At 67.4% G+C, this 25506-nt stretch carries 24 protein-coding genes; 13 read left to right on the plus strand and 11 right to left on the minus strand.

Translation table 11 applies throughout. The annotated features are described in order from the left end of the window. Positions 1–286: 286 nt before the first annotated feature. Entirely contained in the window at positions 287–1135 is an 849-nt protein-coding gene (locus tag ACIBH2_RS28805) for an SDR family oxidoreductase (RefSeq protein WP_397123119.1), read from the plus strand. 41 nt (positions 1136–1176) lie between these two features. Here ACIBH2_RS28805 and ACIBH2_RS28810 read toward each other — a convergent pair whose 3' ends face one another. Both ACIBH2_RS28810 and ACIBH2_RS28815 read right to left on the minus strand, forming a co-directional pair. Then, positions 1177–1698, minus strand: coding sequence for a hypothetical protein (locus ACIBH2_RS28810; protein ID WP_397123121.1), 522 nt, complete (start codon positions 1696–1698; stop codon positions 1177–1179). Then, the gene (locus tag ACIBH2_RS28815) at positions 1695–2075 is read right to left on the minus strand and encodes a hypothetical protein (RefSeq protein ID WP_397123123.1); all 381 of its coding nucleotides are present in this window, start codon (positions 2073–2075) and stop codon (positions 1695–1697) included. The genes ACIBH2_RS28810 and ACIBH2_RS28815 overlap by 4 nt, the downstream gene beginning before the upstream one ends. A 21-nt stretch (positions 2076–2096) precedes the next feature. Here ACIBH2_RS28815 and ACIBH2_RS28820 point away from each other — a divergent pair, with 21 nt between their 5' ends. After that, a complete protein-coding gene (locus ACIBH2_RS28820; RefSeq protein ID WP_397123125.1) occupies positions 2097–2693 on the plus strand; it encodes a TetR/AcrR family transcriptional regulator in 597 nt (198 codons plus the stop codon). A 100-nt stretch (positions 2694–2793) separates the two neighbouring features. On the opposite strand, the gene ACIBH2_RS28825 is transcribed toward ACIBH2_RS28820, so the two are convergent. Next, positions 2794–4698: a glycosyltransferase gene (locus ACIBH2_RS28825; protein WP_397123127.1), complete on the minus strand. Its 1905-nt coding sequence runs from the start codon at positions 4696–4698 to the stop codon at positions 2794–2796. A gap of 123 nt (positions 4699–4821) precedes the next feature. Further along, positions 4822–5316, minus strand: coding sequence for a GtrA family protein (locus tag ACIBH2_RS28830; RefSeq protein ID WP_397123129.1), 495 nt, complete (start codon positions 5314–5316; stop codon positions 4822–4824). Between the two features lie 233 nt (positions 5317–5549). Between ACIBH2_RS28830 and ACIBH2_RS28835 the strand changes: the two genes are divergently transcribed. Both ACIBH2_RS28835 and ACIBH2_RS28840 read left to right on the plus strand, forming a co-directional pair. Continuing rightward, positions 5550–6524: a glycosyltransferase gene (locus ACIBH2_RS28835; protein ID WP_397123131.1), complete on the plus strand. Its 975-nt coding sequence runs from the start codon at positions 5550–5552 to the stop codon at positions 6522–6524. Further along, positions 6521–8347 (plus strand): DUF2142 domain-containing protein, encoded by a 1827-nt coding sequence (locus ACIBH2_RS28840; RefSeq protein ID WP_397123133.1) that lies wholly within the window; start codon positions 6521–6523, stop codon positions 8345–8347. The genes ACIBH2_RS28835 and ACIBH2_RS28840 overlap by 4 nt, the downstream gene beginning before the upstream one ends. Position 8348: 1 nt before the next feature. Here ACIBH2_RS28840 and rfbB read toward each other — a convergent pair whose 3' ends face one another. Further along, entirely contained in the window at positions 8349–9350 is a 1002-nt protein-coding gene (rfbB, locus tag ACIBH2_RS28845) for a dTDP-glucose 4,6-dehydratase (RefSeq protein ID WP_397123135.1), read from the minus strand. A 432-nt stretch (positions 9351–9782) separates the two neighbouring features. Between rfbB and ACIBH2_RS28850 the strand changes: the two genes are divergently transcribed. Next, positions 9783–10496 (plus strand): hypothetical protein, encoded by a 714-nt coding sequence (locus ACIBH2_RS28850; RefSeq protein WP_397123137.1) that lies wholly within the window; start codon positions 9783–9785, stop codon positions 10494–10496. A gap of 68 nt (positions 10497–10564) precedes the next feature. On the opposite strand, the gene ACIBH2_RS28855 is transcribed toward ACIBH2_RS28850, so the two are convergent. Continuing rightward, complete coding sequence (locus tag ACIBH2_RS28855) at positions 10565–11551, minus strand: alpha/beta hydrolase (protein WP_397123139.1); 987 nt, start codon at positions 11549–11551, stop codon at positions 10565–10567. A 258-nt stretch (positions 11552–11809) separates the two neighbouring features. Here ACIBH2_RS28855 and rfbA point away from each other — a divergent pair, with 258 nt between their 5' ends. Both rfbA and ACIBH2_RS28865 read left to right on the plus strand, forming a co-directional pair. Continuing rightward, positions 11810–12709: a glucose-1-phosphate thymidylyltransferase RfbA gene (rfbA, locus tag ACIBH2_RS28860; RefSeq protein WP_397123141.1), complete on the plus strand. Its 900-nt coding sequence runs from the start codon at positions 11810–11812 to the stop codon at positions 12707–12709. Positions 12710–12711: 2 nt separating this feature from the next. After that, positions 12712–13278 (plus strand): dTDP-4-dehydrorhamnose 3,5-epimerase family protein, encoded by a 567-nt coding sequence (locus ACIBH2_RS28865; protein ID WP_397124231.1) that lies wholly within the window; start codon positions 12712–12714, stop codon positions 13276–13278. Positions 13279–13376: 98 nt separating this feature from the next. Here ACIBH2_RS28865 and ACIBH2_RS28870 read toward each other — a convergent pair whose 3' ends face one another. Further along, positions 13377–14843: an MFS transporter gene (locus ACIBH2_RS28870; RefSeq protein WP_397123143.1), complete on the minus strand. Its 1467-nt coding sequence runs from the start codon at positions 14841–14843 to the stop codon at positions 13377–13379. Positions 14844–14929: 86 nt separating this feature from the next. On the opposite strand from ACIBH2_RS28870, the gene ACIBH2_RS28875 reads away from it, so the two are divergent. Together ACIBH2_RS28875 and ACIBH2_RS28880 are read left to right on the plus strand one after the other, a co-directional pair. After that, a complete protein-coding gene (locus ACIBH2_RS28875; RefSeq protein ID WP_397123145.1) occupies positions 14930–15328 on the plus strand; it encodes a MarR family transcriptional regulator in 399 nt (132 codons plus the stop codon). Positions 15329–15372: 44 nt separating this feature from the next. Further along, positions 15373–15768, plus strand: coding sequence for a DUF1801 domain-containing protein (locus ACIBH2_RS28880; RefSeq protein ID WP_397123147.1), 396 nt, complete (start codon positions 15373–15375; stop codon positions 15766–15768). A 1-nt stretch (position 15769) separates the two neighbouring features. On the opposite strand, the gene ACIBH2_RS28885 is transcribed toward ACIBH2_RS28880, so the two are convergent. From ACIBH2_RS28885 to ACIBH2_RS28895, 3 genes are all read right to left on the minus strand, one after another. Continuing rightward, the gene (locus ACIBH2_RS28885) at positions 15770–17014 is read right to left on the minus strand and encodes a serine hydrolase domain-containing protein (RefSeq protein ID WP_397123149.1); all 1245 of its coding nucleotides are present in this window, start codon (positions 17012–17014) and stop codon (positions 15770–15772) included. Between the two features lie 136 nt (positions 17015–17150). After that, positions 17151–18023 (minus strand): helix-turn-helix domain-containing protein, encoded by an 873-nt coding sequence (locus tag ACIBH2_RS28890; RefSeq protein ID WP_397123151.1) that lies wholly within the window; start codon positions 18021–18023, stop codon positions 17151–17153. Between the two features lie 105 nt (positions 18024–18128). Beyond that, positions 18129–18695 carry a DUF4282 domain-containing protein gene (locus tag ACIBH2_RS28895; protein ID WP_397123153.1) on the minus strand — a complete coding sequence of 189 codons (567 nt, stop codon included), beginning with the start codon at positions 18693–18695 and terminating at the stop codon, positions 18129–18131. Positions 18696–19044: 349 nt separating this feature from the next. Here ACIBH2_RS28895 and ACIBH2_RS28900 point away from each other — a divergent pair, with 349 nt between their 5' ends. Next, positions 19045–19530 carry a hypothetical protein gene (locus ACIBH2_RS28900; RefSeq protein ID WP_397123155.1) on the plus strand — a complete coding sequence of 162 codons (486 nt, stop codon included), beginning with the start codon at positions 19045–19047 and terminating at the stop codon, positions 19528–19530. Between the two features lie 129 nt (positions 19531–19659). Here ACIBH2_RS28900 and ACIBH2_RS28905 read toward each other — a convergent pair whose 3' ends face one another. After that, positions 19660–20109, minus strand: a complete 450-nt coding sequence (locus ACIBH2_RS28905; RefSeq protein ID WP_397123157.1) for a LuxR C-terminal-related transcriptional regulator — start codon at positions 20107–20109, stop codon at positions 19660–19662. Between the two features lie 140 nt (positions 20110–20249). Between ACIBH2_RS28905 and ACIBH2_RS28910 the strand changes: the two genes are divergently transcribed. From ACIBH2_RS28910 to ACIBH2_RS28920, 3 genes are read left to right on the plus strand one after another with little or no spacing between them, the layout of a single operon-like run. Further along, on the plus strand, positions 20250–22463 hold the full coding sequence (locus ACIBH2_RS28910; RefSeq protein WP_397123159.1) for a molybdopterin-dependent oxidoreductase: 2214 nt from the start codon (positions 20250–20252) through the stop codon (positions 22461–22463). Positions 22464–22476: 13 nt separating this feature from the next. After that, positions 22477–24516 carry an adenylate/guanylate cyclase domain-containing protein gene (locus ACIBH2_RS28915; protein ID WP_397123161.1) on the plus strand — a complete coding sequence of 680 codons (2040 nt, stop codon included), beginning with the start codon at positions 22477–22479 and terminating at the stop codon, positions 24514–24516. 24 nt (positions 24517–24540) lie between these two features. Next, positions 24541–25188, plus strand: a complete 648-nt coding sequence (locus tag ACIBH2_RS28920) for a Crp/Fnr family transcriptional regulator (RefSeq protein WP_397123162.1) — start codon at positions 24541–24543, stop codon at positions 25186–25188. Positions 25189–25506 lie beyond the last annotated feature (318 nt).

The following is a 25506-nucleotide window of genomic DNA, read 5'->3' on the forward strand; positions in this document are numbered from 1 at the left end:
GATAGCTCGGCCACATGTTACTTTTGGCGTACGCCCCACCCCCCACACCCCCACCTGAACCTGGTCAAGGTGGGTCCTGGGGGGGGCCGGTTCTAATCCCCGCCCACCCCATGTTCATTTCCGGACTTGGGCTGCGGGGTGATCTATGCAACTTGTTGCTATGCACTTCGTTGCATATAGGGCGAGGGTGGCTTAGTGTCCGATTCGGAAGGTTTTCACCCCGTTCGCGTGCGGACGCGCGGATGATCGGAACCGGGGCGAAGGCAGACGAACAGGAGTGGGACCCATGACGGAAGCTGCGAAGCCGCTGGCGGGCAAGACCATGATCATGTCGGGCGGCAGCCGGGGTATCGGGTTGGAGATCGCCCGGCGGGCGGCGGCGGACGGGGCGAATGTCACGCTCATCGCCAAGACCGATACGCCGCATCCGAAGCTGCCCGGCACGATTCACACGGCGGCCGCGGAGTTGGAGCAGGCCGGTGGGCAGGTGCTCAAATTCGTCGGCGATGTGCGCGACGACGAAGCGGTGGCCGAGGCGGTGCGCCAGACCACCGAGCGGTTCGGCGGTATCGACATGGTGGTGAACAATGCCTCGGCCATCGACATCTCACCGACCGAGGTGCTGTCGATGAAGAAGTACGACCTCATGCAGGACATCAACTGCCGAGGTAGCTTCCTGCTCTCCAAGCTGAGCATTCCGGCGCTGAGGGATTCGGCGGAGGCGGGCCGCAATCCGCACATCCTCACCCTGTCGCCGCCGCTCAACCTGGATCCGAAGTGGGCGGGTATGGCGCTGGGCTACACCATCGCCAAGTACGGAATGTCGCTCACCACACTGGGTTTGGCGGAGGAGCTGCGCAAGTACGGCATCGGCGTGAACTCGCTGTGGCCGCGCACCACGATCGCCACGGCGGCGGTGAAAAACCTGCTGGGCGGTGAGGAGATGATCGCCACCTCGCGCACCCCGGACATCTACGCCGACGCCGCCTATCTGGTGCTCACCTCCCCGGCCAAGGACACCACCGGGAATTTCTTCCTCGACGACGAAGTCCTCGCGGCGCACGGGATCACGGATCTGGACAAGTACCGCGTGGTGCCGGGCGACGGCCCGCTGACCACGGACCTGTTCCTCTGATCCACGCGGTCTGATCGCTCGGCACCCCTCGTGCCGAGCGATCAGACCGTCGTCCCGGCTTCCCGCTCGGCGAGTTCCGCGAGGGTGAGCAGCTGTTTGCGCATCATGAGGAAATCGCCGAAGACCAAGGGTATGGCGAACAGACGCGGCCCCTTGAACAGCACGCGCACGTGGAGTCGACTCGACCCCGCCGCACCCGCACGGCTCTTCGCGTTCTCGCGCACCGCGTAGGTGACCGCGATGCGCGGTGGGCTCGACAGCGTGATGTGGTCGTTCGGCGCGAAGTCCACGAGGTCGAACAGACCCATGAACCGCTGTCCCACAACGAGTTCGGTCAGGGCCGGATCGCGTCGCCGAGGACTCGGGCGACCGAAGTTGTCGAGCAGGTCGTAGCTGTACGGCGCCACCCGCAACTGGCACAGCCAGGCGAAGACGATATCCGGTGGCGCGGCCACGGTGATCGCGCGGTCGCAGACCGTGACCTTGCCGGAAAACAGTGCGTCACAAGGCAATTCGGCGGCGATTTCGGCCGGGGTGGCACCCCAGACCTGTCCGGGTGTCATGACGCGTCCGCCGCCCGCTTCGCGATGCCGCGCAGCATCCGCCGCACGACGAACGCGTGCGCGCCACTGCCGATGACCAAGGCGCGGTAGACCTTTCCCACCACCCCGCGGAACGCGGCGCTGCTGTCGGCGGTGAGCCGAGTGCGCCGCGCGTCCAGCTCCTCGAGAACGAAGACGATCGCGAAGCTGGTGAAGCGATTCTCGCCGCGCAGCGCCAAACGTCGTGGTGGATCGGCCTCGTCGAGCTCGAATCCGTGCGGCAGTGTGCTGAGATCGTCGGGATCGCCGCCGTCGATTCCGAGCAGCGCCGCCCAGGTCCGTTCGCGATCGGCGAGTACTATCCTGGAATGCTGATCAATATAGGGCAAACGCTCCATATAGAAGGACTGTACTAGTTCATGGCACCTCCCCGGAAGCACGACACCGACGTGATCCTCGACGCAGCCCGCACGCTGGTACTGCGCGACGGCCCCCGGGCGGCCTCGGTGGCCGCCATCGCCGAGGCCAGCGGAGCCCCGGTCGGCACCCTCTACCATCGCTTCGGCAATAGAAACGGCGTGCTCACCGCCGCGTGGATCCGGGCCCTGGAACGCTTCCAAACCCGGGTACTGGCCGCCGCCGAGACCGGCGCCGAGGATCCCGTGGAGGCCGCCGTGGCCATGTGCACCGCCGCGGTGTCCTTCGGGCGCGAATTCCTCGACGATGCCCGGTTACTGCTCGACCTGCGGCCCAGCGATCTGCTCGACGGTGCGCCCGACACCGACTTCCGCGAGCGCCTCGCCACCATGAACGCGCCGCTCATCGCACATCTCCAGCGCATGGCCGAGGGCATCTACGGCGCGGCCACCCCGCGCGAGATCGACGCCGTGGCCCGGGCGGTGGTGGATCTGCCCTACTCGGCGCTGCGCCGTCACGCCCGCGAGGAATCGCTGCCCGCCTGGCTCGACGCCGATATCGTCGCCGCGGCCCGCACCCTGCTCAGCGCTCCCCTGTGACGACTGCCCCTGCGGCCCTGGCGATCTCACGCGCACGGCCGGAAAACGCCGCGGCGGCCGTGCCCAATCGGACACGGCCGCCGCGATTTCCGCGTGGTGCTTACTTGGAGTCGATGCCGTACAACCGTTCCCAGTTCGCTCGGCTGGTCAGTTCCGGCATGGCCGCGCGGTAGCGGCGCTGCAGGTCCGGCAGATCGTTGCGGAGCTGACGGAGGACACGGAAGGCGCGCAGCAGCAGGCGGCGGGCGGTGGCCTTGTCGCGCTGGCGGATTCGCACGCCGGACTGCGAGGCGTCGGTGACCACCACGTGGTCGAAGAGCGAGACGTGCCACCAGTGCGCGTCCTCGCGGGTGACGCCCACCAGACCGGGGCGGGTGCGGCCGGTCCACTGGGTGATGGCGCGCTTGAACAGAATCAGCAGCGGGCGGCTTGGCTCACCACCGGCGCGGCGAACGGTGATGTGCGCGTTGGGAACCGGGGCCGTGGCGGCGGGATGCTTGACGGTCTCCGGGTAGTCGCCGCGGCTGGCGCGGGCGGCGGCCAGGGCGGCCTGCCCACCGTCGTGCAGCGCCTCCGGACCCTTCATGTAGTCCTCGATGCCCTGCAGCGTGGTGTGCGCGAGGCCGTACTGCATGCCGACCAGATACTCACCGATCTCCCGGAAGAGTTGGCGGGTAACGGCTTTCGGGTCGAGTTCGGTGTGCAGCGAGGAGACGATGAGGGAGTTGCGCGAGGAGAAGTAGCGCGCCCAGTCGTCGAAGTCCTTCCAGTAGAAGTCGGCGTGCCACACGGCGGCATTGGGGAGGGTGACGGTGACGAACCCGTGCTCCCGGGCGCGCAGGCCGTATTCGACGTCGTCCCACTGGAAGAAGATGGGCACCGGCAGGCCGATGCGGGCGACCACCTCGGCGGGGATGAGGCAGGTCCACCAAGCGTTGTACCCGGCGTCCACGCGGCGCTCCTGATGCTTCTTCAGCATGCTGGTGTTGCGCAACGCCTTCGCCACCTTCTGGCCGTGGCGCAGGATGCCGAGATTGGTCTCCTCCGCCCCGACGTTCAGGTAGTCGGGGTTGTACAGGAACAGCATCTGCGCGCCGACCAGCGTCGGCTCCACGGTCATGTTCGCGAAAGCGTTGAGCCGCAACACCGTTTCCGGCTCGCACAGGATGTCGTCGTCCATGAGGATGACATCGGCGTGCTCGTTGGCGGCGGAGACCTCGTAGAGGCCGCGCGTGAACCCGCCCGCCCCACCGAGATTCGGCTGCCGGATGTAGCGCAGCTTCTCGCCCAGCTTGGGCTGGGTCTGCTGGAACAGCGGCCGGTCCTGCACCAGATCGGTGCCCTGGTCGACCACGTAGACCGCGTCGATGGCGCTCAGCACGGTCGGGTCCGAGGCCAGTGCGGCGACGGTGTGCGCGCAGTCCTCGGCCCGGTTGAAGGTACAGATGGCGATGGCCACGGGCCGCACATGATCGGGCGCGGGCGCGGTCCACTCCAGGTCGCTGATGGTGACCGGACCGCCGACCGCGTCGACCTCGAGCCACATCGCGCCGCCGTCGACGTACATGTCCAGCGCCGCGCTCAGTGTCACGCGGCCGCTCTCGTAGGTCTCCACCGTCGCGACGACGCGGCGGTGTCCGGCGATATCGGAGGCGGCCAGGCGCACCAGGGTCTTGCCCGACACCTCGAGCGTCATGGCGGCCTCGACCGCGGTGACGGTGGTCCAGCGCTGCCAGTAGCTGGCGGCGAACCGGCCGAAGTAGGTGTTGGTGTGCGCGGTCGCGCCCTTGTCCAGGCGCAGCGAGAACCGGTCGCGATGCGCTTTACCGCCCTTCACCACGGCATACAGCTCATCGCTGATACGCGGTGCGGGACCGGTGAAGACACCGCGCGCGAGCACCAGCCGCTCGGGGGCGGCGTGCTCGGCGGTCAGTGCCGCGGGGGCCGCGGCGGTCTCCCGGTCATTGATTTCGGTCACGGCCTGCCCAGCCGACTGGTCCACCATGAATCCCTATCCCTCGAATCACCAGATACCGGCGAACACCATGACATGGACGCACACTCCACATTCGCGCTCGGCGGGGCCGAGGATATCAATGCGGATGCGTCGCGGTAGCGCGAACCCGCGCTACCGAACGTCGTCACGCGCGCCGGTGAATACGAATTTCCCGTATGCCCAGAATCGGAACCCCAACGCCACCGCCTGGCCCACCAGAGTCCCGGAGATGTTGTCCGCCAACGGACTGTCCAATCCGAGAACGTAGCGCGAGAAGGCCAGGCAGCTCAGTTGCAGGCCGATGGCGACCACATTGAGCAGCGCGTAGATCAGAATATGACGGGCTCCGCCGCCGCCCCCGTGATCGGAATAGGTCCACCATTTGTTGCCGAAGTAGGTGACGACGGTGGCCACCGCAATGGCGATGATCTTGGCGGGCAGCGGCAGGTGGAACATGGGGCCCTCGCCGCCCCAGAACACCAACAGGTTGTAGGTGCCCGCGTCGACCAGAAATCCGATACCGCCGACCACGAGAAACGCGCCGCCCTTGCGAAACAGGTTCAGCGCCTTCTCGGTCAGGGATTCGCCGGAATCCGGCTCGGTCACCGCGGACTCACTCGTCGACACCGGGGTGACGCTACCGCAGCGCGAGCGCTCCCCCGTCGCGCCGAGTGAATTCCGATCACGCGCATGCTGGGCCGACAAGGACAGGCCTGCGGCGAGTCGGGTACGACACGCGGGTTACGGGGTGTCGAGGTGCGGGTATGCCGAGGGGATGGGAGGGTGAGCGGGCGTGTGTGGGGCGCTGCCCTGTACCCTCCCGATGTTCGTATTCGCCTTCCGATCAGAGGATTGACCGGGTGGACCCCACCGAGCTTCGCATTGCCGCCATAGTGCCGTGCCACAACGAAGAGGCCGCGGTGGCGAAGGTCGTCACCGACCTCAAGGCCGCCGTGCCGGGCATCGTCGTCTACGTCTACGACAATCTGAGCACCGACGCGACCGCCGAGCGGGCGCGCGCGGCCGGTGCGATCGTGCGCAGCGAATACCGCAAGGGCAAGGGCAATGTGGTGCGCCGGGCCTTCGCCGATATCGAGGCCGATATCTATCTGATGGTCGACGGCGACGACACCTACGACGCCTCCGCGGCCCCGCTCATGATCAAGACCCTGATCGACGGCCCGTACGACCACGTGCTGGGCGTGCGTCGCGAACTCGAGGGCGAATCCGCCTACCGGGCCGGGCACGAAACCGGCAACCGGGTGCTCAACGGGGTGGTCGGCAAGGTGTTCGGCGAGAACGTCGAGGACATGCTGAGCGGCTACCGCGTGTTCTCCCGGCGCTTCGTGAAGAGCTTCCCCGCCGTCTCCCGGGAATTCGAGATCGAGACCGAGCTGACCGTGCACTCGCAGCATCTGCGGGTGCCGCAGACGGCGGTGCCGGTCGGTTTTCGAGATCGCCCGGCGGGCAGCGAATCCAAGCTGCGCACCTATCACGACGGCTTCAAGATCCTGCGGCTCATCGTCGGCCTGGCCCGGCACGAGCGGCCGGTCGCGTTCTACGGCATGTTCGGCACCCTGGCCTGGCTGCTCTCGGTGGTGCTGATCGTCCCGATAGTCATCGAGTTCTACCGCATCCACGAGGTCCCGCGCTTCCCCACGCTCTTCCTCGGTTTCACGCTGTTGTTGTTCGGCACCCTCGCCTGGACGGCGGGGCTCATTCTCGACGGCATTCGCCGCTCCCGGCACGAGGCCTCGCGCCTGGTGTATCTGCGGTACTCGGCCGTGGGCGCGGAGGAGCGTGAGCCCGAGCGTTCCGGCGGTACCGCCCGATGACCTCGCGTATCGAACCGGGCATCACCGGGCCCGGGGCGGACCCGAGCGACGACGCACCGAGACCTGTCGCCGGTACCGAGGGCGCGGATACCGCCCCCGAAGAGGGGGATACCGCGCCCCGGATTTCCACCGATTCAGGCGAATCCGGCGCGGCGACGGCCGAGAGTTCGGACGTCGCGGCAGAGAATGGCGCGGTGGAATCCACCCAGCCGACAACCGGCGACACCCCGATCTGGGACGAAGTGAGACGACCGACCGCGCCCGGCGACGCGGCTGGGAATGCCGGTGCGCGGGTGCGTGATAGCGGTGCGGGCGACCGACCCGCGCCAACCGAGGTCGAGACGGCGGCCGCGGAGCCGACGGCGTCCGGCCTGCGCGGTGTCGTCGACGCCGTCGAACGGCGTTTCGGCGCTGCGGCTTTGGTGTTCGTGGTCGTCGCGGGTGTGTTCGGCGCGGTGTTCTCGGTGGTGACGCCGCCATTCTGGGGCCATGACGAGATCACCCAGTTCGGGCGGGCCTATCAGGTGGCGCACGGCGGGTTCACCCCGGAGCGGATTCCCGACGATCGGGGCGTGTCGTACGGCGGGCAGGTGCCGGTCAGCATCGACGCGCTCATGAGCTACGCCTTCGACGATTACCAGCACAATCCCGAAGAGCCCGATCCGATGGTGGCCGACCGCGGGGCCTACCAGCGGCTCGGCGCGGCGCCGGTGAGCGAGCAGACCGAGCAGGTCTGGTTCACCAATACCGCCGCCTACTCCCCCGTCCCGTATGTGCCAGCCGCCCTGGGCATTCGGCTCTCGGAGGCACTGGACCTCAGTGTCGGCGCGCTGAATACGGTGACGCGCCTGTCGGGCCTGCTGGCCTACCTTCTGATCGTCGGCTTCGCGCTGCGCGCCCTGCGCGGACATCGGGTGCAGTGGTTGGCGTTCACGGTGGCGGTGCTGCCCATCGCGGTCTTCCAGGCCGGAACCGTCACCGCCGACACCATGACCAACGCGCTCGCCATCCTGGTCTCCGCGCTGTTGGTGAAGGGCCTGTTCCTGGGCGACCGCCTCACCCGCCCGGAGACCGTCGCGGCCCTCGCCGCCACGGTCCTGCTGCCGGTGAGCAAGCCGACCTACGTGCTGCTCGCCATGCTGACCGTGCTGATTCCGGCGCGGCACTACGGTTTCCGAGGACCGCTGCGGGCCATTCCCTGGGTGGTCGCGGCCGTCGGCGCGGGCGTATTCGCGGTCTGGATGAAAATCGCCGCACCGACCGGTGACGGTATGAGTCTCATGCGCCCGCCGCATCAATGGGGAACGGTCCGCCCGAGCGATCAGCTGAAGGAAATTCTCGGCGATCCGTTCCATTTCCTGAATGTGTTCGGCGACAGCATCATCTATCGCGATCAGCGCTGGTTCACCCAGTTCTTCGGGGAACTCGGATTCGCCTATATCGACGTTCCGGCCATCACCATCCTGGCCTGTCTGCTCGCCTTCGCGGTGAGTGTCGGTGTGGCCGACCGGATGTCGGCGGCGAATACCCGCGCCACCGTCGTGGTGGCGCTCACGGTGCTCGCCAGCGTGGCCATGATCTACGTGACGCTGTACATGTCGTTCACGCCGATCGACTACTACATCATCGACGGTGTGCAGGGCCGGTATTTCGTGCCGCTGGCCATTGCCGCGATGGCGGTGGTGCTGCGCTGGATGCCATTGCGCCTCACCGATTCCGAGGGTCGCACCCCGACGCGCGGACCGGCGATCGTGATCGTGTCGGCGACGGTTCTCGCGCTCATCACTGCGGCGGCGAAGTACTGCACCATCGTGTGGGGCTGAGTTACAGCACCTGTTCGCCCGCGGCGGCGTAAGCGCTTTCGGTGGCGGCCTTCCGCGGCCGCCACCAGGATTCGTTCTCGCGATACCACCGGATGGTCGCGTCCAGCCCGGCGCGGAAATCGCGGTATTTCGGTTCCCAGCCGAGTTCGGTGCGCAGCAGCGAGGAGTCGATGGCATAGCGCAGATCGTGGCCGGGCCGATCGGTGACATGGTCGTAGTCGTCGGCGGGACGGCCGAATGATTCGAGAATCATCTCGATGACGGATTTGTTGTCGCGTTCGCCGTCGGCGCCGATGAGATAGGTCTGCCCGATTCGCCCGCGCTCCAGGATCGCCCAGACGGCGTCGTTGTGGTCTTCGACGTGGATCCAGTCCCTGACCTGGTGTCCGGCACCGTAGAGCCGCGGGCGCACACCGTCGATGAGATTGGTGATCTGGCGCGGAATGAATTTCTCGACGTGCTGGTACGGGCCGTAGTTGTTGGAGCAGTTGGACAGCGTCGCGCGCACGCCGAACGAGCGCACCCAGGCCCGCACCAACATGTCGCTCGAGGCCTTGCTCGCCGAATACGGGCTGGACGGGTTGTAAGCGGTGCTTTCGTTGAACCTGTCCTCGTCGAAGTCCAGATCGCCGTACACTTCGTCGGTGGAGATGTGGTGATAGCGCACCTCGTGGCGGCGCACGGCCTGCAGCAGCGAATAGGTGCCGACGATATTGGTCTGCACGAACGGCCACGGATCGGCGAGGGAATTGTCGTTGTGCGACTCGGCGGCGAAATGCACCACCGCGTCCACACCGCCGACCAGACGGTCCACGAGCGCGGAGTCGGCGATATCGCCCTGCACGAACTCGATGCGATCGACGATCGAGGCGAGTGAGGCCCGATTGCCCGCATAGGTGAGTTTGTCCAGCACGGTCACATGGACGTCGGGACGCCCCGCCACGGTCTGGTGAACGAAGTTCGCGCCGATGAAGCCAGCGCCGCCGGTTACGAGCAATCGCACACCGAAACCCTACCGACTCCGGGGCGTCACGTGGTTGTCAGGTAACCGGAACGGCACAGTCGCGACGTTTCGGCCGCGCGCAATCGGATATGTATCCGAAACACCGATTCCCGCGATTGCCGCATACCCGCGCCGAAATGTCGCAATTTCGGTGCCGCCGACAGATTTTCACGCTGGCCATAGCCCGAAAACATCACAGCGAAGTGTGTCCTTGGTCACAAACGGACCGGTCTATTCATCAAATTCCGTTCGGAAGCAATGAAAAAGCGGCGCACCACCTGCGTGTTTCCGGAAACCCACCGAGCCGTAAGTCGGTGTGGTGAACGGAAATTGAATGAACGGTCACGGCAGGTTCACCGGTCGTTAGCTGTCCTCGATTTCTATTCCCTTGTCCCCCCGAGCTCTTCGTATCGAGGTCCCAAAGAAATGCTGATGAGGAAATTCGCCGCGACGTCGGCTCTGATGATCGCGGCCCTGGGCGTCACCGCCGCCACCGCCAACGGCGCGCCCGCCGAGGCCCCCGCCCCGACCGCTCCGCAGCCGGTCAACGTCTCCTACTACGTCAACGAGGAGAAGGGCACCGTCTCGATCTCGCCCGACGCCGGTTCGGTGGCCGTCGAGGACGGCAAGCTGAAGATCAAGGATGTCGCGGGCAACGTCATGGCGGGCACCCCGCTCGAGGTCGTCATCGACGACTTCGCCTTCCCGATCGCGGCCGAGATCAAGGACAACATCGCCGTCCTGACCCCGCAGATCGACGAGCAGCACGCCGTCTACAAGCCGGTCTCGCTGCCCTTCGACGACAAGGCCGAGTTCAAGAACGAGTACGAGCGCGAGAAGGCCGCGCACTCGCGCATGAAGGACAACATCGCCCTGGCCGCCACCTTCGCGGGCCTGGTCACCACCGTCCTCGGCGGCATTGTCGGCTGCGTCGTCGGCGGCGTCGTCGGCACCGCGGTGACCCTGCCGGTCGTCCTCGGCGGCGGTTCCGGCCCGATCGTCGGCTGCCTGCTGGGCGCCGCGGCCGGTGCGAGCCTGATCGGCATCGTCGGCACCATCCTGATCACCGCTCCGGTGGCCATCGCCGAGGTCGTCAACTACTTCAACACCATCAACGCCCCCTTCACGCCTCCGGCCAAGAAGTAATCAGGCTGCGGCACAAGCGATCCCCGCTCGGACCATCCGAGCGGGGATCGATGCGTTTCGGGGCGGCCTCAGGCGGTGCGGGCGACCACCTCCGACTCGATGCGGGCGCGCACGAACTGGGCCACATGTGCCAGTGCCGCACGGCTTTCCGGCATAGTGGGGAAGATCGCCATGAACGCGTGCACCTGCCCGCGCCAGACCTCCAGTGTCGCCGGAACGCCCGCCTGCGCCAGGCGCTGCGCCATGATCTCGCTGTCGCGGCGCAGCACCTCGTCCTCGGCGACGATGAACAGCGACGGCGGCAGTCCGGCCAACGCCCCGTTCACGGGTGAGAGCGCCGGATCCAGACAGCCGTTCACCGCCGCCCCGAGCCGCACCACCGATTCCAAGGCGGACAATGGAATCAGCGCGTCCTTGCGCAGATTCGGATGCGCGCGCTTCTCGGTGCAGTCCAGATCCAGGGCCGGACACAGGCCCACCAGTCCGGCGGGCACCGGCAGCCCGGCATCGCGGGCGCGCAGCGCGGTCGCGAAAGTCATGTAGCCACCGGCGGAATCACCGGCGAAGACGATGCGCGAGGCATCGGCCCCGTGGGCGAGCAGCCAGCGGTAGGCGGTGAGGCAGTCGTCGACCGAGCCGGAGATATCGGTGACCGGCAACTGGCGGTACTCCACGCTCACCACCGGCAGGCCGGTGCGCCGGGCCAGCGCCGCGACCACCGGCCGATGGGTGTCGAGGCCGCAGAGGAAGAAACCGCCGCCGTGCATGTACATGATCGCGCCGTCGCGCAGTGAGCTGCGGGCACCGGCGGGGCGCACGATCTCCATGCGGAAATCCCTGAGCCGCACCTGTTCCCGCTCCACACCGTGCGGTTGGGGGCGCAGTTTCGACAGTCCGTTGATGACCGTGGCGGCCACCGGAATGGTCAGGGCATTGACGGGCACCAGGCCCCCGAGTGGCCGAATCACGGTGCGACAGGCCGCCGCCAGGGCATGGGCGTACACACTGATGCCGTTCGGATTGACCACGGGGACGCTGTCACTGGTCGCTGTCATCGCGCACCTACCTCGTTGTTGGCGCGCCGAGCCGTTCGTCCGATGACCGAACGGGCTCAGCTGAACCACGCGGGGCACCTGGCGCGCGAGAGTCGGCGCTGACATCTCACATAGCGTCATTTCAGAACACCATGGAAAAGTGACCTACGCAACATTTATTCCTCCCCAGGGCATTCCGGTAAACGGCCGTGATCGTTTCGCCGTCGGTTCGGAACCTCCCCGCCCCCGTCCGGGACGCAACTGGCAGACTGCTGTGACATGCGCGGAATCATCCTGGCGGGCGGCACGGGCTCGAGGCTGCACCCGATCACGCGCGGGGTGAGCAAACAGCTGGTCCCGGTGTACGACAAGCCGATGGTGTACTACCCCCTGTCCACGCTCATGCTGGCGGGGATTCGGGACATCCTGGTCATCACCACACCGGAGGACAGCGACGCCTTCGCGCGCCTGCTCGGCGACGGCAGCCAGTTCGGGCTGTCCATCTCCTATGTGGTGCAACCGGAACCGGACGGACTGGCCCGGGCCTTCGTGCTCGGCGCGGACCACATCGGCGCCGACTCGGCGGCACTGGTGTTGGGCGACAACATCTTCCACGGCCAGGGCCTGGGCAACCGGCTACAGCGCTTCGACGGTATCGACGGCGGCGCGGTCTTCGCCTACCGCGTCTCCGATCCCACCGCCTACGGCGTGGTGGAGTTCGCCGACGGCAAGGCCATCTCCATCGAGGAGAAGCCCAAGCAGCCGCGCTCCAACTACGCCATTCCGGGGCTGTACTTCTACGACAACGATGTCATCGAGATCGCCCGCGACCTGAAGCCCTCGGCGCGTGGCGAATACGAGATCACCGATATCAACCGCAGCTACCTCGAGCAGGGCCGCCTACAGGTGGAGGTGCTCACCCGCGGCACCGCCTGGCTCGATACCGGCACCTTCGACTCGCTGCTCGACGCCGCCAATTACGTGCGCACCATCGAGGAGCGGCAGGGGCTCAAGATCGGCGTGCCGGAGGAGGTGGCCTGGCGCAAGGGCTTCATCACCGACGAGCAACTGTGCGCACTGGCCGAACCGCTGGTGCGCTCGGGCTACGGCACGTATCTGCTCAACCTGTTGGAGCACGGACGGGAATGGGAGCAGGGCGCGACGGGATGGAATCGGTGAGCGTGGAGATTCGAGAGCTGTCGATACCCGGGGCGTGGGAGTTCACGCCGCGCCAGTTCGGCGACGAGCGCGGGGTCTTCCTGGAGGCGTTCAAGGCCTCGGAGTTCGAGAAGGCGGTGGGCCGTCCGTTCGACCTGTCGCAGGTGAACGTCTCCACCTCGGCGGCCGGGGTGCTGCGCGGTATCCACTACACCGAGGATCCGCCGGGGCAGGCCAAATACGTGACGTGCGTACGTGGTTCGTTCCTCGACGTGGTGGTGGACCTGCGCCCGGGGTCGCCGACCTTCGGCCGCTGGGACAGCGTGATCATCGACGATGTGAACCGTCGCTCGGTCTACCTCGCCGAGGGTCTCGGCCACGCCCTGCTCTCGCTGGCGGACGATTCCACGGTGACCTATCTCTGCTCGCTCGAGTACAGCCCCGAATTCGACCGTGATCTGGACGCTTTCGACCCGGACCTGGCCATCGACTGGCCGACCGTGGGCCGCGACGGCGAGGCGCTCACCTTCCTGCGCTCCCCCAAGGATGCCGCCGCCCCGCGCCTGGCGGATCTGAAGCTCAACGGCTGATCGACGAAAAACGCTGGGGCGCACCGCGGATGCGGTGCGCCCCAGCGTCGGCGGCCCGGGTTGGGGTGAGGGATGCCCGCCCGAGCCGCGTGGTCGGGCTAGCCGACCAGCTCCAATTCGGCCTCGGGAGCGACGTCGCGCCGCGCCTTGCGCCGCTTCGGCAGGTAGGCCGAGAGCGCCACCAGAGCTCCGACGATCGCCACACCGGCGGCGAATTCCAGACCCGGACGGTAGTTGTCCAGGACCGCGGCCGGGCTGGTGTCGGTGTGCACGCCGGAGGTGACGATGGCGGTGGTCACCGCCAGCACGATGGCCGCGCCGACCTGCATGGCGGTCTGCAGCACGCCCGCCGCCAGACCCTGTTCGTCGTCGTCGATACCGCTGGTGGCCTGAATATTGATGGCCGGGAAGCCGACCCAGCCGATACCGATCAGCAGCACGGCGGGCAGCAGCACCGTCAGGTAGTCCGGCGCGGTGTCGATGCGCAGGTACATCAGGTAGCCGATGGCCATGATCACGATGGTGACGGTGATGATCGGGCCGGTGCCGAAGCGGTCGACCAGCTTGTCGGAGACGAAGGCCGAGGCGACCACCAGCAGACCCACCGGCAGCAGCGCGAGCGACAGCTTCAGCGGCGACCAGCCCAGGGTGTCCTGCAGGTACAGCGTGGTGATGAACTGCCAGCTGAAGTACGAACCGCCGACCGCGATGATGGCCAGGCTGGCCCGGACCAGGGTGGGCTTGCGCAGGATGCCGAGGCGAACCAGCGGGTAGCGCACCCGCTTCTCCACCGCGACGAATCCGACGAACAGCGCCACGGCGACCGCGAACGAGCCGAGGGTGCGCGCCGAGAGCCAGCCGACCTCGGGGGCGGTGACCACGGTGTAGACCAGCAGCAGCATGGCGGCGGTGGAGAGCACCGCGCCCAGGATGTCGTGGCCGCCCTCTTCGGCGGGCTTGTCCTTGGGCAGCAGGAAGATGGCCGCGATCAGGGCCGCGAGCGCGACGGGCACCGGCAGCAGGAAGGTCCAGCGCCAGCCGAGTCCGGTCATGAGGCCGCCGAACAGCAGGCCCATGGAGTAGCCGCCCGCACCGAACACGGTGTAGATGGAGAGCGCCTTGTTGCGGGCCGGGCCCTCGGCGAAGTTGGTGGTGATGATCGACAGGCCGGTCGGCGCGGTGAAGGCGGCGGCCAGGCCCTTGATGAAGCGGGTCAGGATGAGCAGCGGTCCGGAGCTGACCAGCGCGCCCGCCAGCGAGGCGAGGGCGAAGACCGCCAGGGCGATGAGGAAGACCTTGCGGCGGCCGAGCAGGTCGGCGGTGCGTCCGCCCAGCAGCAGCAGGCCGCCGTAGCCGAGGACGTAGCCGCTGACCAGCCACTGCAGGGTGGAGGTCGGGAGGTCGAGTTCGGTTCCGATGGACGGCAGCGCCACGCCGATCATCGACACGTCGAGGCCGTCGAGGAACAGCACGATGCACAGGGTGATGAGCATGCCCCACAGACGCAGGGTCCAGCCGACCGAGTCGGCTGGTGCCGCAGCCGTTTTCGTTGCCGTTGTCGTCATGAGTGGAGACAGTACATGCGCATGCATTAAATGTGCAAGCATCAAATGCGTTTGCATAAGTCTCGGTCGCCCACTAAGATGGCCCCATGTCGAAGCCGACAGCCTCCGTCGACCGGTCCGCACCCACGGAACTGGTGGCGCAGTGGCGCGATCTGCTCGCCCGACACGCGGTCACCTCCTGTGCGCTCGAAAAGGAGCTCCAGGGCCGTCACAGCATCGGGCTCAGTGAATTCGAAACCCTCGACCGGCTCGTGGACGCGGGCGCGGAGAGCTACAAGATGAGCGACCTGGCCGGGGACATCCATCTCAGCCAGAGCGCGCTGTCGCGCGCGGTCGCCCGCCTCGAGCGCGACGGCCTGGTCAACCGCAGCCTGTGCACCGAGGACCGCCGCGCGATCTTCGTCTGCCTCACCGAGAAGGGCCGGGAGCTGCACCGCGCCGCCGCCCCCACGCACCGCGAGGTGCTGGAGCAGTCGCTGCGCTGACCCGATTCCGCACGGGTGCGCGAACTCTGACCTAGGCTGCGCGTATGTCCTATACGAAGGACCCGCGCGTCGACGCGTACATCGACCCACTACCGGAATGGCAGCGGGCCGTCTGCCACGAGGTACGGGATCTGGTGCACGAGGCCGACCCCGAGGTGGCCGAGACCATCAAGCGCACCGTGCGGCCGTACTTCGTCCTGCAGGGCAATATCTGCGCCCTGCTCGCCGCGAAGACGCATGTGAACATCTTTCTCTACGACGGCGCGATCGTGCCCGACCCAGAGGGGATCATCACCGGCGGGCACGACAACAAGACCGCTCGGATGATCTCGATTCACGAGGGCGAGAAGATCAACGCGCCCGCGCTGCTCACCATGTTCCGCCAGATCATCGCAAACAATCGGGCCGGTGGCTGGCGAAAGATCAAGCGCGAGAGCTGAATCAGCTCGCGGCCGCCGCGGGGCGGTGCTGCGCGACGCCGCCCTGGGCGGCGCGGGCCGCGCGTTGGGTCATGGCCGCGAGTAGGGGTAGGCGCGCGTCGCCCAGGGTCATGACCGGGTAGCCGAGATGGTTGGTGACGAAGCCGATGCCCACGCCGACGCTCGGCATGGCGATACCGCCGGAGCCGCCGATACCGAAGTGGCCGAAGGCCTTTCGAGTGAGGCTGGCCCCGACGATGGCGCGGTGGTAGCCGAGGGCGAAATGCGGTGGTCCGCCGAGGACGTAGTCGTAGCGGCTGTTCGGGGGCATCTGGGCGATGAGGTCGGTGGTCTCGCGGCGCAGCAGGCGGCGGTGCCCGACCATGCCGTCATTGGCGAGCGCGCCGTACATCTTGGCCAGGGCGCGGGCGGTGAAGACGCCGTTCCAGCCGGGCATCATGGCGTCGTAGGGCCGGTCGCCGATGGACATCTCGGTCCAGCCGTCGTAGATGGCGCTGCGCGCGGAGTCCAGGGCGCGAATGCGAGAACCCAGGCCCACCCATCGGTCGAACGGCACCTTGCCGATGCTCAAACCCGGGGACAGGCGGGCGACGCGGTGCCGGTGCCGGGGTGCGACGCCGAAGTGAAAGTCGTTGTCGCCCAGCGGTTCCGCGAGTTCGGTGCGGACCAGGTCGGTGAAGGGACGCCCGGTGGCGCGCTGGGCGATCTCGGCGACAATGGTGCCGAAGTTCAGGCCGTGATAGCCGGAAGCCTTGTGGCGCAGTGGATCCGGGGCCTGCTCGGCGATGGCGGCGGCCACCTTGTCGTGGTCGAGCAGATCCTCGGGGTCGTCGAGCAGGCCGCGCATCCGCTGCACTCCGGCGCGGTGGCGCAGCACGTCGCGAAGGGTGATGTCGCCCTTGCCGTTCGCCGCGAATTCCGGCCAGTACTCGGCGACGGGGGTGTCGTAGTCCAGGATGCCGCGATCGGCCAGGCGGTTGACGACCGTGGCCGCCACGCCCTTGCTGGTCGAGTACGACAGCGCCATGGTGTCGGCGCGCCAGCGGCGGTCGGTATCGGCCCAGCCCGCCCAGATGTCGAGCACCGGTTCGCCGTCGAGAAAGACCGCGAACGCGCCACCTCCCGCCCTGGGGCGACGGAAGATCGAGAAGAATTTCGCGGCCACCGCGGTGAAGCGGTCGTCCACGAGCATCTGCCCGGTCGGGGCGTCGCCATCGAACGAACCGCCGGTGCTCACACCCGTCATGGTCAGACTCCTTTGTCTGCTCATTCCACAGGGGATTCCCCGCTCGCAGTTGCAAGCACCCTGCTAGCACCGACTGTAACCCGTGTCACTTACCTCGGGCAATGACCGGATACGCCAATGCATCGGCGCGAGTGCGTCAGACGGCGGCGCTGATGCTCTCGAGCACCGGCACCGCGTCGACCGCGATACCCGCGACGGCCTTGAACGCGTCACGGTAGCGCTCGACATCGTGGTCCTTGTCCAAATACGACGAGCCCGTGAGGGTTTCGACGTACACCACCGGCGGTTCGGGCACATCGCCCGCGGTGGCCGGGAATTCCAGCAGGACGAAGCGCCCGGCATCCATACCGTGGTGGTAGCCGCACTCGGCGGGCACCACGCGCAGCCGCACATTCGGCAGTTCGGTCAACTGCCGCAAGCGCTCCAGCTGTCCGGCGGTCACCGCGGTACCGCCGATGCGATGCCACAGCACCGATTCGGCGACCACCACATCCAATTGCAGGGGCGAATCGGCGCGAGTCAGCAACTGCTGGCGCGCGGCCCGCACCCGCACCCGGCGGTCCATCTGTTCGGCGGTGATACCCGGGAACGCCTCCGCGAGGACCGCGCGCATATAGTCCTCGGTCTGCAAAAGCCCTGGTACCAGCTCGTTCTCGTAGGTGGTGAGCCGGGCGGCGGCCTCCTCCAGCCCGATGTAGACCTCGTACCCCTCATCGATCACATCGCTGAATTCGGTCCACCAGCCGCGGGCCTTGGTCTCGCGGGCCAGCGCGGCGAGCGGTTGAATGGCGTCCTCGGGTGCGCCGTAGATACGGCACATGGCCTCGACATCGAGGCTGCGCAACGACGTCTGCCCGGTCTCGATGCGCCAGATCTTGGCCTCGGACCATTCCAGCCGCTGGGCCGCGACGCGAGTTGTCATACGGGCGCGATTGCGCAGGTCACGCAGCTGTCGACCGAGCTGCCGACGCGGCATGGTCGAACCGGTAATCCCCTGAGGTAAAGCCATTCGTCCCCCTTACAGTGTGCGATCGCATTGTTGCACAGAGAAACTCGGCAATCCATGGACGCGAGATACCACCGCAGCGCTACGCTCGCCCGCGGGGGGACGAATCTACTTGCGGGAGTTGCGCTTCCTGAAGCGCCAGAACTGCACCGCGCGCATATCCTCGGAGAGCTGATTGACCGGTTCGGCCACATCCGAGAGGGCCTGGAACAGATCGTCGGCCAGTACCGCGATGTGCTCCACCCGACTGGCCAGCCGCGAGGCGTTCACCAGGAACTCCAGCAGCAGACGCACCACCGCCGCGATGGTGAGGCCCAACGGAACCGCGAAGACCACCGCGAACACTACGCCCATCCACACCGAGGAGCGCAGCAGCAGCACGGTGGTGGCGATCGGAATGGCGAAGGCCCCCGCGAGACCCAACAAATAGGCCAGCGGCAGCAGCGTGCGGGTGGCGGTGCGGCGAAATTGCAGGTCGAACAGGCTGCGGAAGGCATCCACGCTCCACGAGCCGAATGCGCTTGGACTGGTGAAAGGTTCGACCGGCGGCTGCTCCGAATCATCCTCGGCGGCATGTTCGGACAGGCGACGCACCGCCGAACCCTTGAGCGCCACCCAGCGCGACTCCGTCCCGAACTCCTCGGCTTCGGACCCGTCCCCCGATTGGTCGGCCATGGGTGAAAGTTCTCCTCTCCCACCGGACTTCCGGCACGAGCCAGTCTGTCGCACTCGGTATCGGGTTACAGTTCCGCACGGTGTGTTCTCCGACACTTCCCGTTTCGGGGTGTATCACGCGCGGAATCGGGCACGCGCGAGCGATTTCCGTGTTCTCGCTGGTCGCTGCCACCAGTCCGCAGATGGCGCACGAGTGCCAATGACCCGATGGCGCCACCTACAACGGAAAGCTGTCTGTTTTGGAGTCGCGAACGAAGACGCGTGAAAAAGAAGCTGTAACGCCTCGGACACCGGGAGGCGATACCCCGCACAGAGCAGGACCTAGATCTACCGGGGAATGGAGAATCCAGTGCGTACGACGTTTTCGTCTTCCGTCACGGCCGCTGTCCTGGCCGCTACTGCGCAGGAATACAAGCAGCGCGGCTGGACGGTCGCCGAAACGGCCAACGGCATCTGCCTGATCACCGACGAGAACCTTTCGGGCATCGAGGTAACCGGCGAGACCGCCGCGTTCGTGCGTCGCTTCCTGCGCGCCAACAACCTGTCCGGACCGGTGATCGAGATTCCGGGCACCGAGCGCCGCGAAATCCACCTGGTGACCGGCGTCCGCAAGGCCGCCATGGCGATCGAGGCGCTGCGCGCCGCCGGTGCCGTGGTCCACACCGACGGCGCGGGCATCACGCTGCCGCCGACTCAGCTGTCCGCCGCGGGTTCGGCCTGCTGGGGCGTCGCCCCGCAGGAAGCCCGGTGGGTTCCGCCGGTGGTGGCCCTCGCCGCCGCCGTCCGCGCCGCCGTATCCGGCCGCAAGCCTCAGGTGTCGCGTATCGCCTCCTGAAGAGGACTGGTCTGAAGCTCGCGAACCGCGGGTGCTCCCCGGCACCCGCGGTTTTGGCGTGCGTGGAATATGAACGCGAGGACGCGCCCCCTTCGAATCGCCGAAGGGGGCGCGTCCGTTCGGACTGGGTCAGGCGCTGCGCATCAGGTGTCCGATAGCCGGGGTAACGCGCCGTCGGCGTCGTCGCGCGGGCTGGCGTGGGGTGTGATCGTGCGGGTCGGCCTGGTGGTCGAGGGCCGCGGCGCGGGCGGCGTGGCGATTGGGGACGTTCAGTTTTCCCAGGATGGATGAGACGTGATGGTCCACCGTGCGCACGGAAAGAACCAGGTGGGCGGCAATTTCGGCATTGGTGAGGCCGACGCCGACCAGTTCGAGGACATCCTGTTGGCGGGGTGTGAGACCGGCCGGATGGGTGCGCAGGGCCTGGCGGCACAGCGGGCCGGGGGTCGGGGTGGTGCGCACGAACAGGCCGGTTTCGCCCGCGATGGTCACTTCGACCACCGTTCCGGTGCCCGCCGCGACATTCCGGCGGGCGGCCTGTAGCGCTTCGAGGGCTCGAGTTCGTTCCAGAAACCGCATGTGGCAAGCCTGATCGTGATCGGCGCGCGGGTCTGTCCGCGGGCCTACATTCGCTGTGTCGTCGCGCCGACACAGAGCACATGACGCTGACATGACGGATTTCGTGTTTCGCCTGTCGGTCCCGGGGGCGATGATGAGGTATGACCCCCGTCACGGACAGCGCCCGGACGCTGCTGCGCACCTGCCCACTCTGTGAAGCGGTGTGCGGGCTCGAGATCACCGTCGATTCCCACGATCACGTCACGGCCGTACGCGGTGACCAGGCCGATCCGTTCAGCCGCGGTTTCCTGTGCCCGAAGGGTGCCAGCCTCGGGGCCTTGGACGAGGATCCGGATCAGTTGGCCGGTCCCATGATTCGCGATCGTGCCACCGATGCGTGGCGAGCGGCGAGCTGGGAGGAGGCGTTCGCGCTTGTCGGGGAACGGATTCCGGCGATCACCAAGCAGTATGGCAATCAGGCCGTCGGCGTCTATGTGGGAAATCCCAACGCGCACACCGTCGCCGGTGCGCTGTACTTGCCGGTCCTGTTGCGGGCGATAGCTTCTCGCAATTTCTACTCCGCCAGCACCGCCGATCAGATGCCCAAACAGGTCGCGAGCGGACTCATGTTCGGAGATCCGCTGACCGTCGCCGTACCGGATCTGGATCGCACCGACTACCTGCTCATGCTGGGCGCGAACCCGCTCGAATCGAATGGATCGCTGTGCACCGCACCGGATTTCCCGGGGCGGTTGAAGGCGCTGCGCAAGCGCGGCGGGCGCTTGGTGGTGGTGGATCCGCGGCGCACGCGCACGGCCAAACTCGCTGACGAGCATCTGTTCGTGCGACCGGGCAGCGACGCGTACCTGCTGTTCGGGATCGTGCACACGCTCTTCGCCGAGGGCCTCGCCGATATTCGGGTCGACGTCGAAGGGCTGGACGAGATTCGCGTGGCCGCAGCCGATTTCCCGCCCGAGGTGGTGGCCGCACGCACGGGCGTGGCCGCCGAGACCGTGGTGCGGATCGCGCGCGAGCTGGCCGCCGCGCCGACAGCGGTCGTGTACGCCCGAATCGGCACGTGTACAGCGGAATTCGGCACCGTCACCCAATGGCTGGTGGATGTGATCAATGTGCTCACCGGGAATCTCGACTCCCCCGGCGGCGCCATGTTCGCCACCGGGGCGGCGCTGGGGATCGTGCGGTCCAAGCCGTTTCGGCTGGGGCGGTGGCGCAGCCGGGTGCGGGAGCTGCCCGAGGCGGTCGGCGAACTTCCGGTCGCCACACTCGCCGACGAGATCAACACCCCCGGTGCGGGGCAGATTCGCGCCATGGTGACGGTGGCCGGGAACCCGGTGCTGTCCGCGCCCAGTGGGGCGCGGCTCGGTACCGCCTTCGCCGGACTCGACTTCATGGTGAGTGTGGACCGCTACCTCAACGAGACCACCCGGCACGCGGATGTCATCCTGCCGCCGCCGCGCGTGCTCCAGGCGCCGCACTACGACTTCGCGCTGCTCAATTTCGCCGTGCGCGATTACGCGCGCTATTCGCGCCCGCAGATCCCGCTCGGCGATCGGATATCGGAGGCGGAGGTCATCGCGCGCCTGGCCATGGCGGTGAGCGGGCAGCGGCCTCCGGAGGGGCAGGGTGCGCTCGAAGCCGTGGACGAACTCGTCATCGCGGGCACCCTGGGCAAGGCCGGACTTCTCGACCGGCGACTGGAACTCATCGGAGAGAACACCACCGAACAGCGCATCGACATGATGCTGCGGCTCGGACCGTACGGCGAGTGGAACAGCGACCGCGAGCCCGTCCCCGCGATCGCACCGCAGGGGTTGAATCTGCAAGTGCTGCTGGACAATCCACACGGCGTCGACCTGGGAGCGCTGCGGCCGCGCCTACCCGGCCTCTTGCTCACCGCCTCGAAGAAGGTGGAGCTGGCCCCGCCGCAGCTGATGGCCGATGTGGCGCGGCTGCGCGCGCGATTGGGTGACGGCGCACCGGAGATGGTGCTCATCGGGCGGCGGCAGCTGCGGTCCAACAACAGCTGGATGCACAATGTCGCGCCGCTGGTGGGCGGGTCGAACCGGTGCACGCTGCATATTCATCCCGACGATGTGGCGCGACTCGGCCTCAACGGCCACGCCGTGGTGAAATCGGCCGCCGGAACGCTGACGGTGCCGCTCGAGCCGACCGAGGAGATCATGCCGGGCGTGGTGAGCCTGCCGCACGGCTGGGGCCACGGGGACAGCGCGCAGACGGTGGCGCGCGAGCACGCCGGGGTGAATGCCAATGTGCTGACCGATGATTCGCTCGTCGATGTGCCCTCCGGCAACGCCGTGTTCAACGGTGTGCCGGTGACACTCACGCCCGCGTGAATCCGGTATCCGCATGTCGCCTGTTCGGATGCTGCTGTGGCTGGTGCACGTCAGCCTGCCCATCGCCGGGCTGTGGCTGCTCGTCGCCCGGCCGCAGCTGGATCACGAATTCCAGCACCACGGCATTCACTTCTGGCTGATCCTCGGCGCGGCGCTGGTCTCGCTGGCGCTGGCGGTGCTGCTGTTGCGGGCGGGCCGCAATCACCGGGATATGCGATTGATCCTGGTTTCGCTGGTGTTCCAATTGAATTCGGGATTCCTCGGGCTGCACGCGCTGGCCACCCCCGGCATCATTCTGAGCTCGTCGAATGTGGGGTTCACGGCGGCGGTGCCGGTCGGGTTGGTGCTGGGCGGGCTGGCGGCGCTGGCCTCGGCGGTGGAGTACGGGCCGACGGCGCGGGCGCACCGGTACACCGAAGTCCTCGGGGCGCTGCCCATCACGCTCATGGCGGTATGGGCGCTGCTGTCGCTGACCCGGGTGCCGCCGTTCGACGCGGTGCCCGATCCGGCGGAGGTGCAGGGACCGCTGGTGGCGGCCGCCTTCCTCGGGGCCGCCTGCTATCTGGTGGCGGCGGGGCGGTACGCGTATCTGTACCTGCGCAATCGCGGGACGGTGGTGCTCAGTGTGCTCACCGCCTTCGTGCTGTTGGCGGAGGCGCTGTTCGCGGTGGGCTTCGGGCGCAGCTGGCGGGTGTCGTGGTGGGAGTGGCATGTGCTGCTCGGTGCGGCGTTCGCGCTGATCGCCATCAGCGCGCACCGGACCTTCGTACGCGAGGGTTCCGCGCGCGGGCTGTTCGACAGCGTCACCCTGCGCAGCACGGTGCAGGCCATCCAGCGCGATTACGCGCGGGCGCTGGAGGAGATGGTCGCGGCCATGGACCAGCGGGCCACCGGGGGCGTGGCGGCGGCGGAGCCGCTCGGAGCCGTCGGGCAGCGGTTGGCGCGGCGCTTCGGGCTGACCGAGCGTCAGGTGGCGGTATTGCAGCAGAGCGCCCAGGCATTGGGGAACGAGCGCGAGCAGGTGCGGCGGCTCGGGGCGCTGGTGGCCGTGGGCGAGCGGTCCAGTGTGATTCGGGGTGAACGGCAGCTGCTCGGGGAGATTCAGCGGCTGGCCAGCTTCGCCTTCGACCGGGATATCGTTCGGATCGGGATCTTGCGGCAGGGACGGCTGTACTTCGAGGACGGATATCCACCGCATCCGGGCTCGTTCCAGTTTCCCTTGATGGTCAAGGGGTTTCAGGCCGGGGTACTCGAAATCACCCGTCCGGCCGCACCTTCCGTGCCGCCGAGCCCCCCGGGCGCGCCCGGACCCGCGGTACCGCTCGGTGCGGCCGAGCAGGCGGTGGCGCGGTCGTTCGCGGCGCAGGCCTCGACGGTGTTGGAGAACGCTCGGCTCTATCAGCAGTTGGACGGGTTGTTTCGGTCGTACATGTCACCCGCGGTGGCCACCGCGCTGATCGCCGATCCGTCGCAGGCGGGGCTCGGTGGGGAGCTGCACGAGGTCAGCGTGCTCATGGCCGACCTGCGCGGATTCACGCCGTTCGCGGAGCGGGTGGGGCCGAGTGAAGTGGTGCGGATGTTGAACACCTACTACGGCGTCATCGTGCCCGAGATCCTGGCGCAGGGCGGGACGGTGGTGCAGTTCGTCGGCGATGCCGTCATGGCCCTCTTCAACGCCCCTGTGCGGCAACACGATCACGCGTTGCGGGCGGCGCGGGCGGGGATGGCCCTGCAGCGGGCGGTGCGGGAGGTGCGCGAGCGCGTCGATGTTGCGCATCGCGACGACTGGCCGATGTTTCGGGTGGGAGTGAACACCGGACCGGCGCTGGTCGGGAATGTGGGAGCGCCGCAGATGCGGAACTTCACCGCCATCGGCGACACCACCAATCTGGCGGCCCGGCTGGAGTCGCTGGCCGAACCGGGGACGGTGGTGGTCGGACCGCTGACCCGGGCGCGGCTGGGCGAGCACGCGGTGGTGCGCGATCTCGGCGCGTTCGACATCAAGGGCAAGCGCGATCCGGTCAGCGTGTACGAGCTCGAGGCGTTGCGCTGAGCGAGCGTAGGCAGATGAGGCGGTATGGAGTTCGAGATTCTGGGCGGGCTGACGCCGAGCGAGCGGCGCGAGCTCATCGCCGCCTGTACGCCGCGACGGTTCCGTCGACGCGATATCGTCTGCCACGAAGGCGATCCCGGTGATTGCCTGCATCTGATCAGCAGTGGACGGCTCATCGTGCGGGTCACCACGCCGCTCGGGCACACCGCCACGCTCACCATTCTGGGGCCGGGGGAAATGTTCGGCGAGCAGGCGATTCTGAGTCCGGACGCGCGGCGCACCGCGACCATCGTGGCGGTCACCGATGTGGAGACGCTCACGCTCAGCCGGGATCGTCTCGATCAACTGCGCCAACAGCATCCGCAGGTGGAGCGGTTCCTCACCGCGTCGTTGGCGGCGCAGGTGCGGCGGCTCTCGGCGGCGGTGTTGGAGGCGCTGTACCTGCCGGTGGACACCCGGGTGTTGCGGCGGCTGGCACATCTGGCGCGGGTGTACGGGGGGCGTACCCCGCATATTCGGCTCACCCAGGAGGATCTCGCGTCCATGGCGGGCACGACGCGAGCAACCGCGAACAAGGTGCTCCGCGAACTCGAGGATCAGGGCGTGGTCCGATTGGGCCGAGGGTCGGTGACGGTGGTCGACCGAATGGCGTTGGAGCGCAAAGCAAACTGACCTTCCGGTCTTATGCAAGGGGGATGACGCCATGAAACTCGGACAAAAGTATGCAAAAAGGACAAATCAGGATTGCGAAATCCACGCGCGCACAGCGTAACTCGCAGATGTGCCCGCCCCCTGTGTGATCAGCACACGCGCAGCTAAGCGACTTAGGTCCCTTGCGCGAATTTTCATTCGAGAGGACTCTCGCCCGAGAACGTTTGTCCGACGCCAGTCGACCGAGCCCCACCAGGGCAGATGCGTCGTTTCATCCATTCGCCACATGAAAATAGTTAAACCGTATAGGATTTCGGATGGCCGATGTTCGCGGCCGAG

Origin of the sequence: Nocardia sp. NPDC050406 (genome assembly GCF_044459025.1) — a bacterium.
In the GTDB taxonomy this organism is placed as follows: Bacteria; Actinomycetota; Actinomycetes; order Mycobacteriales; family Mycobacteriaceae; genus Nocardia.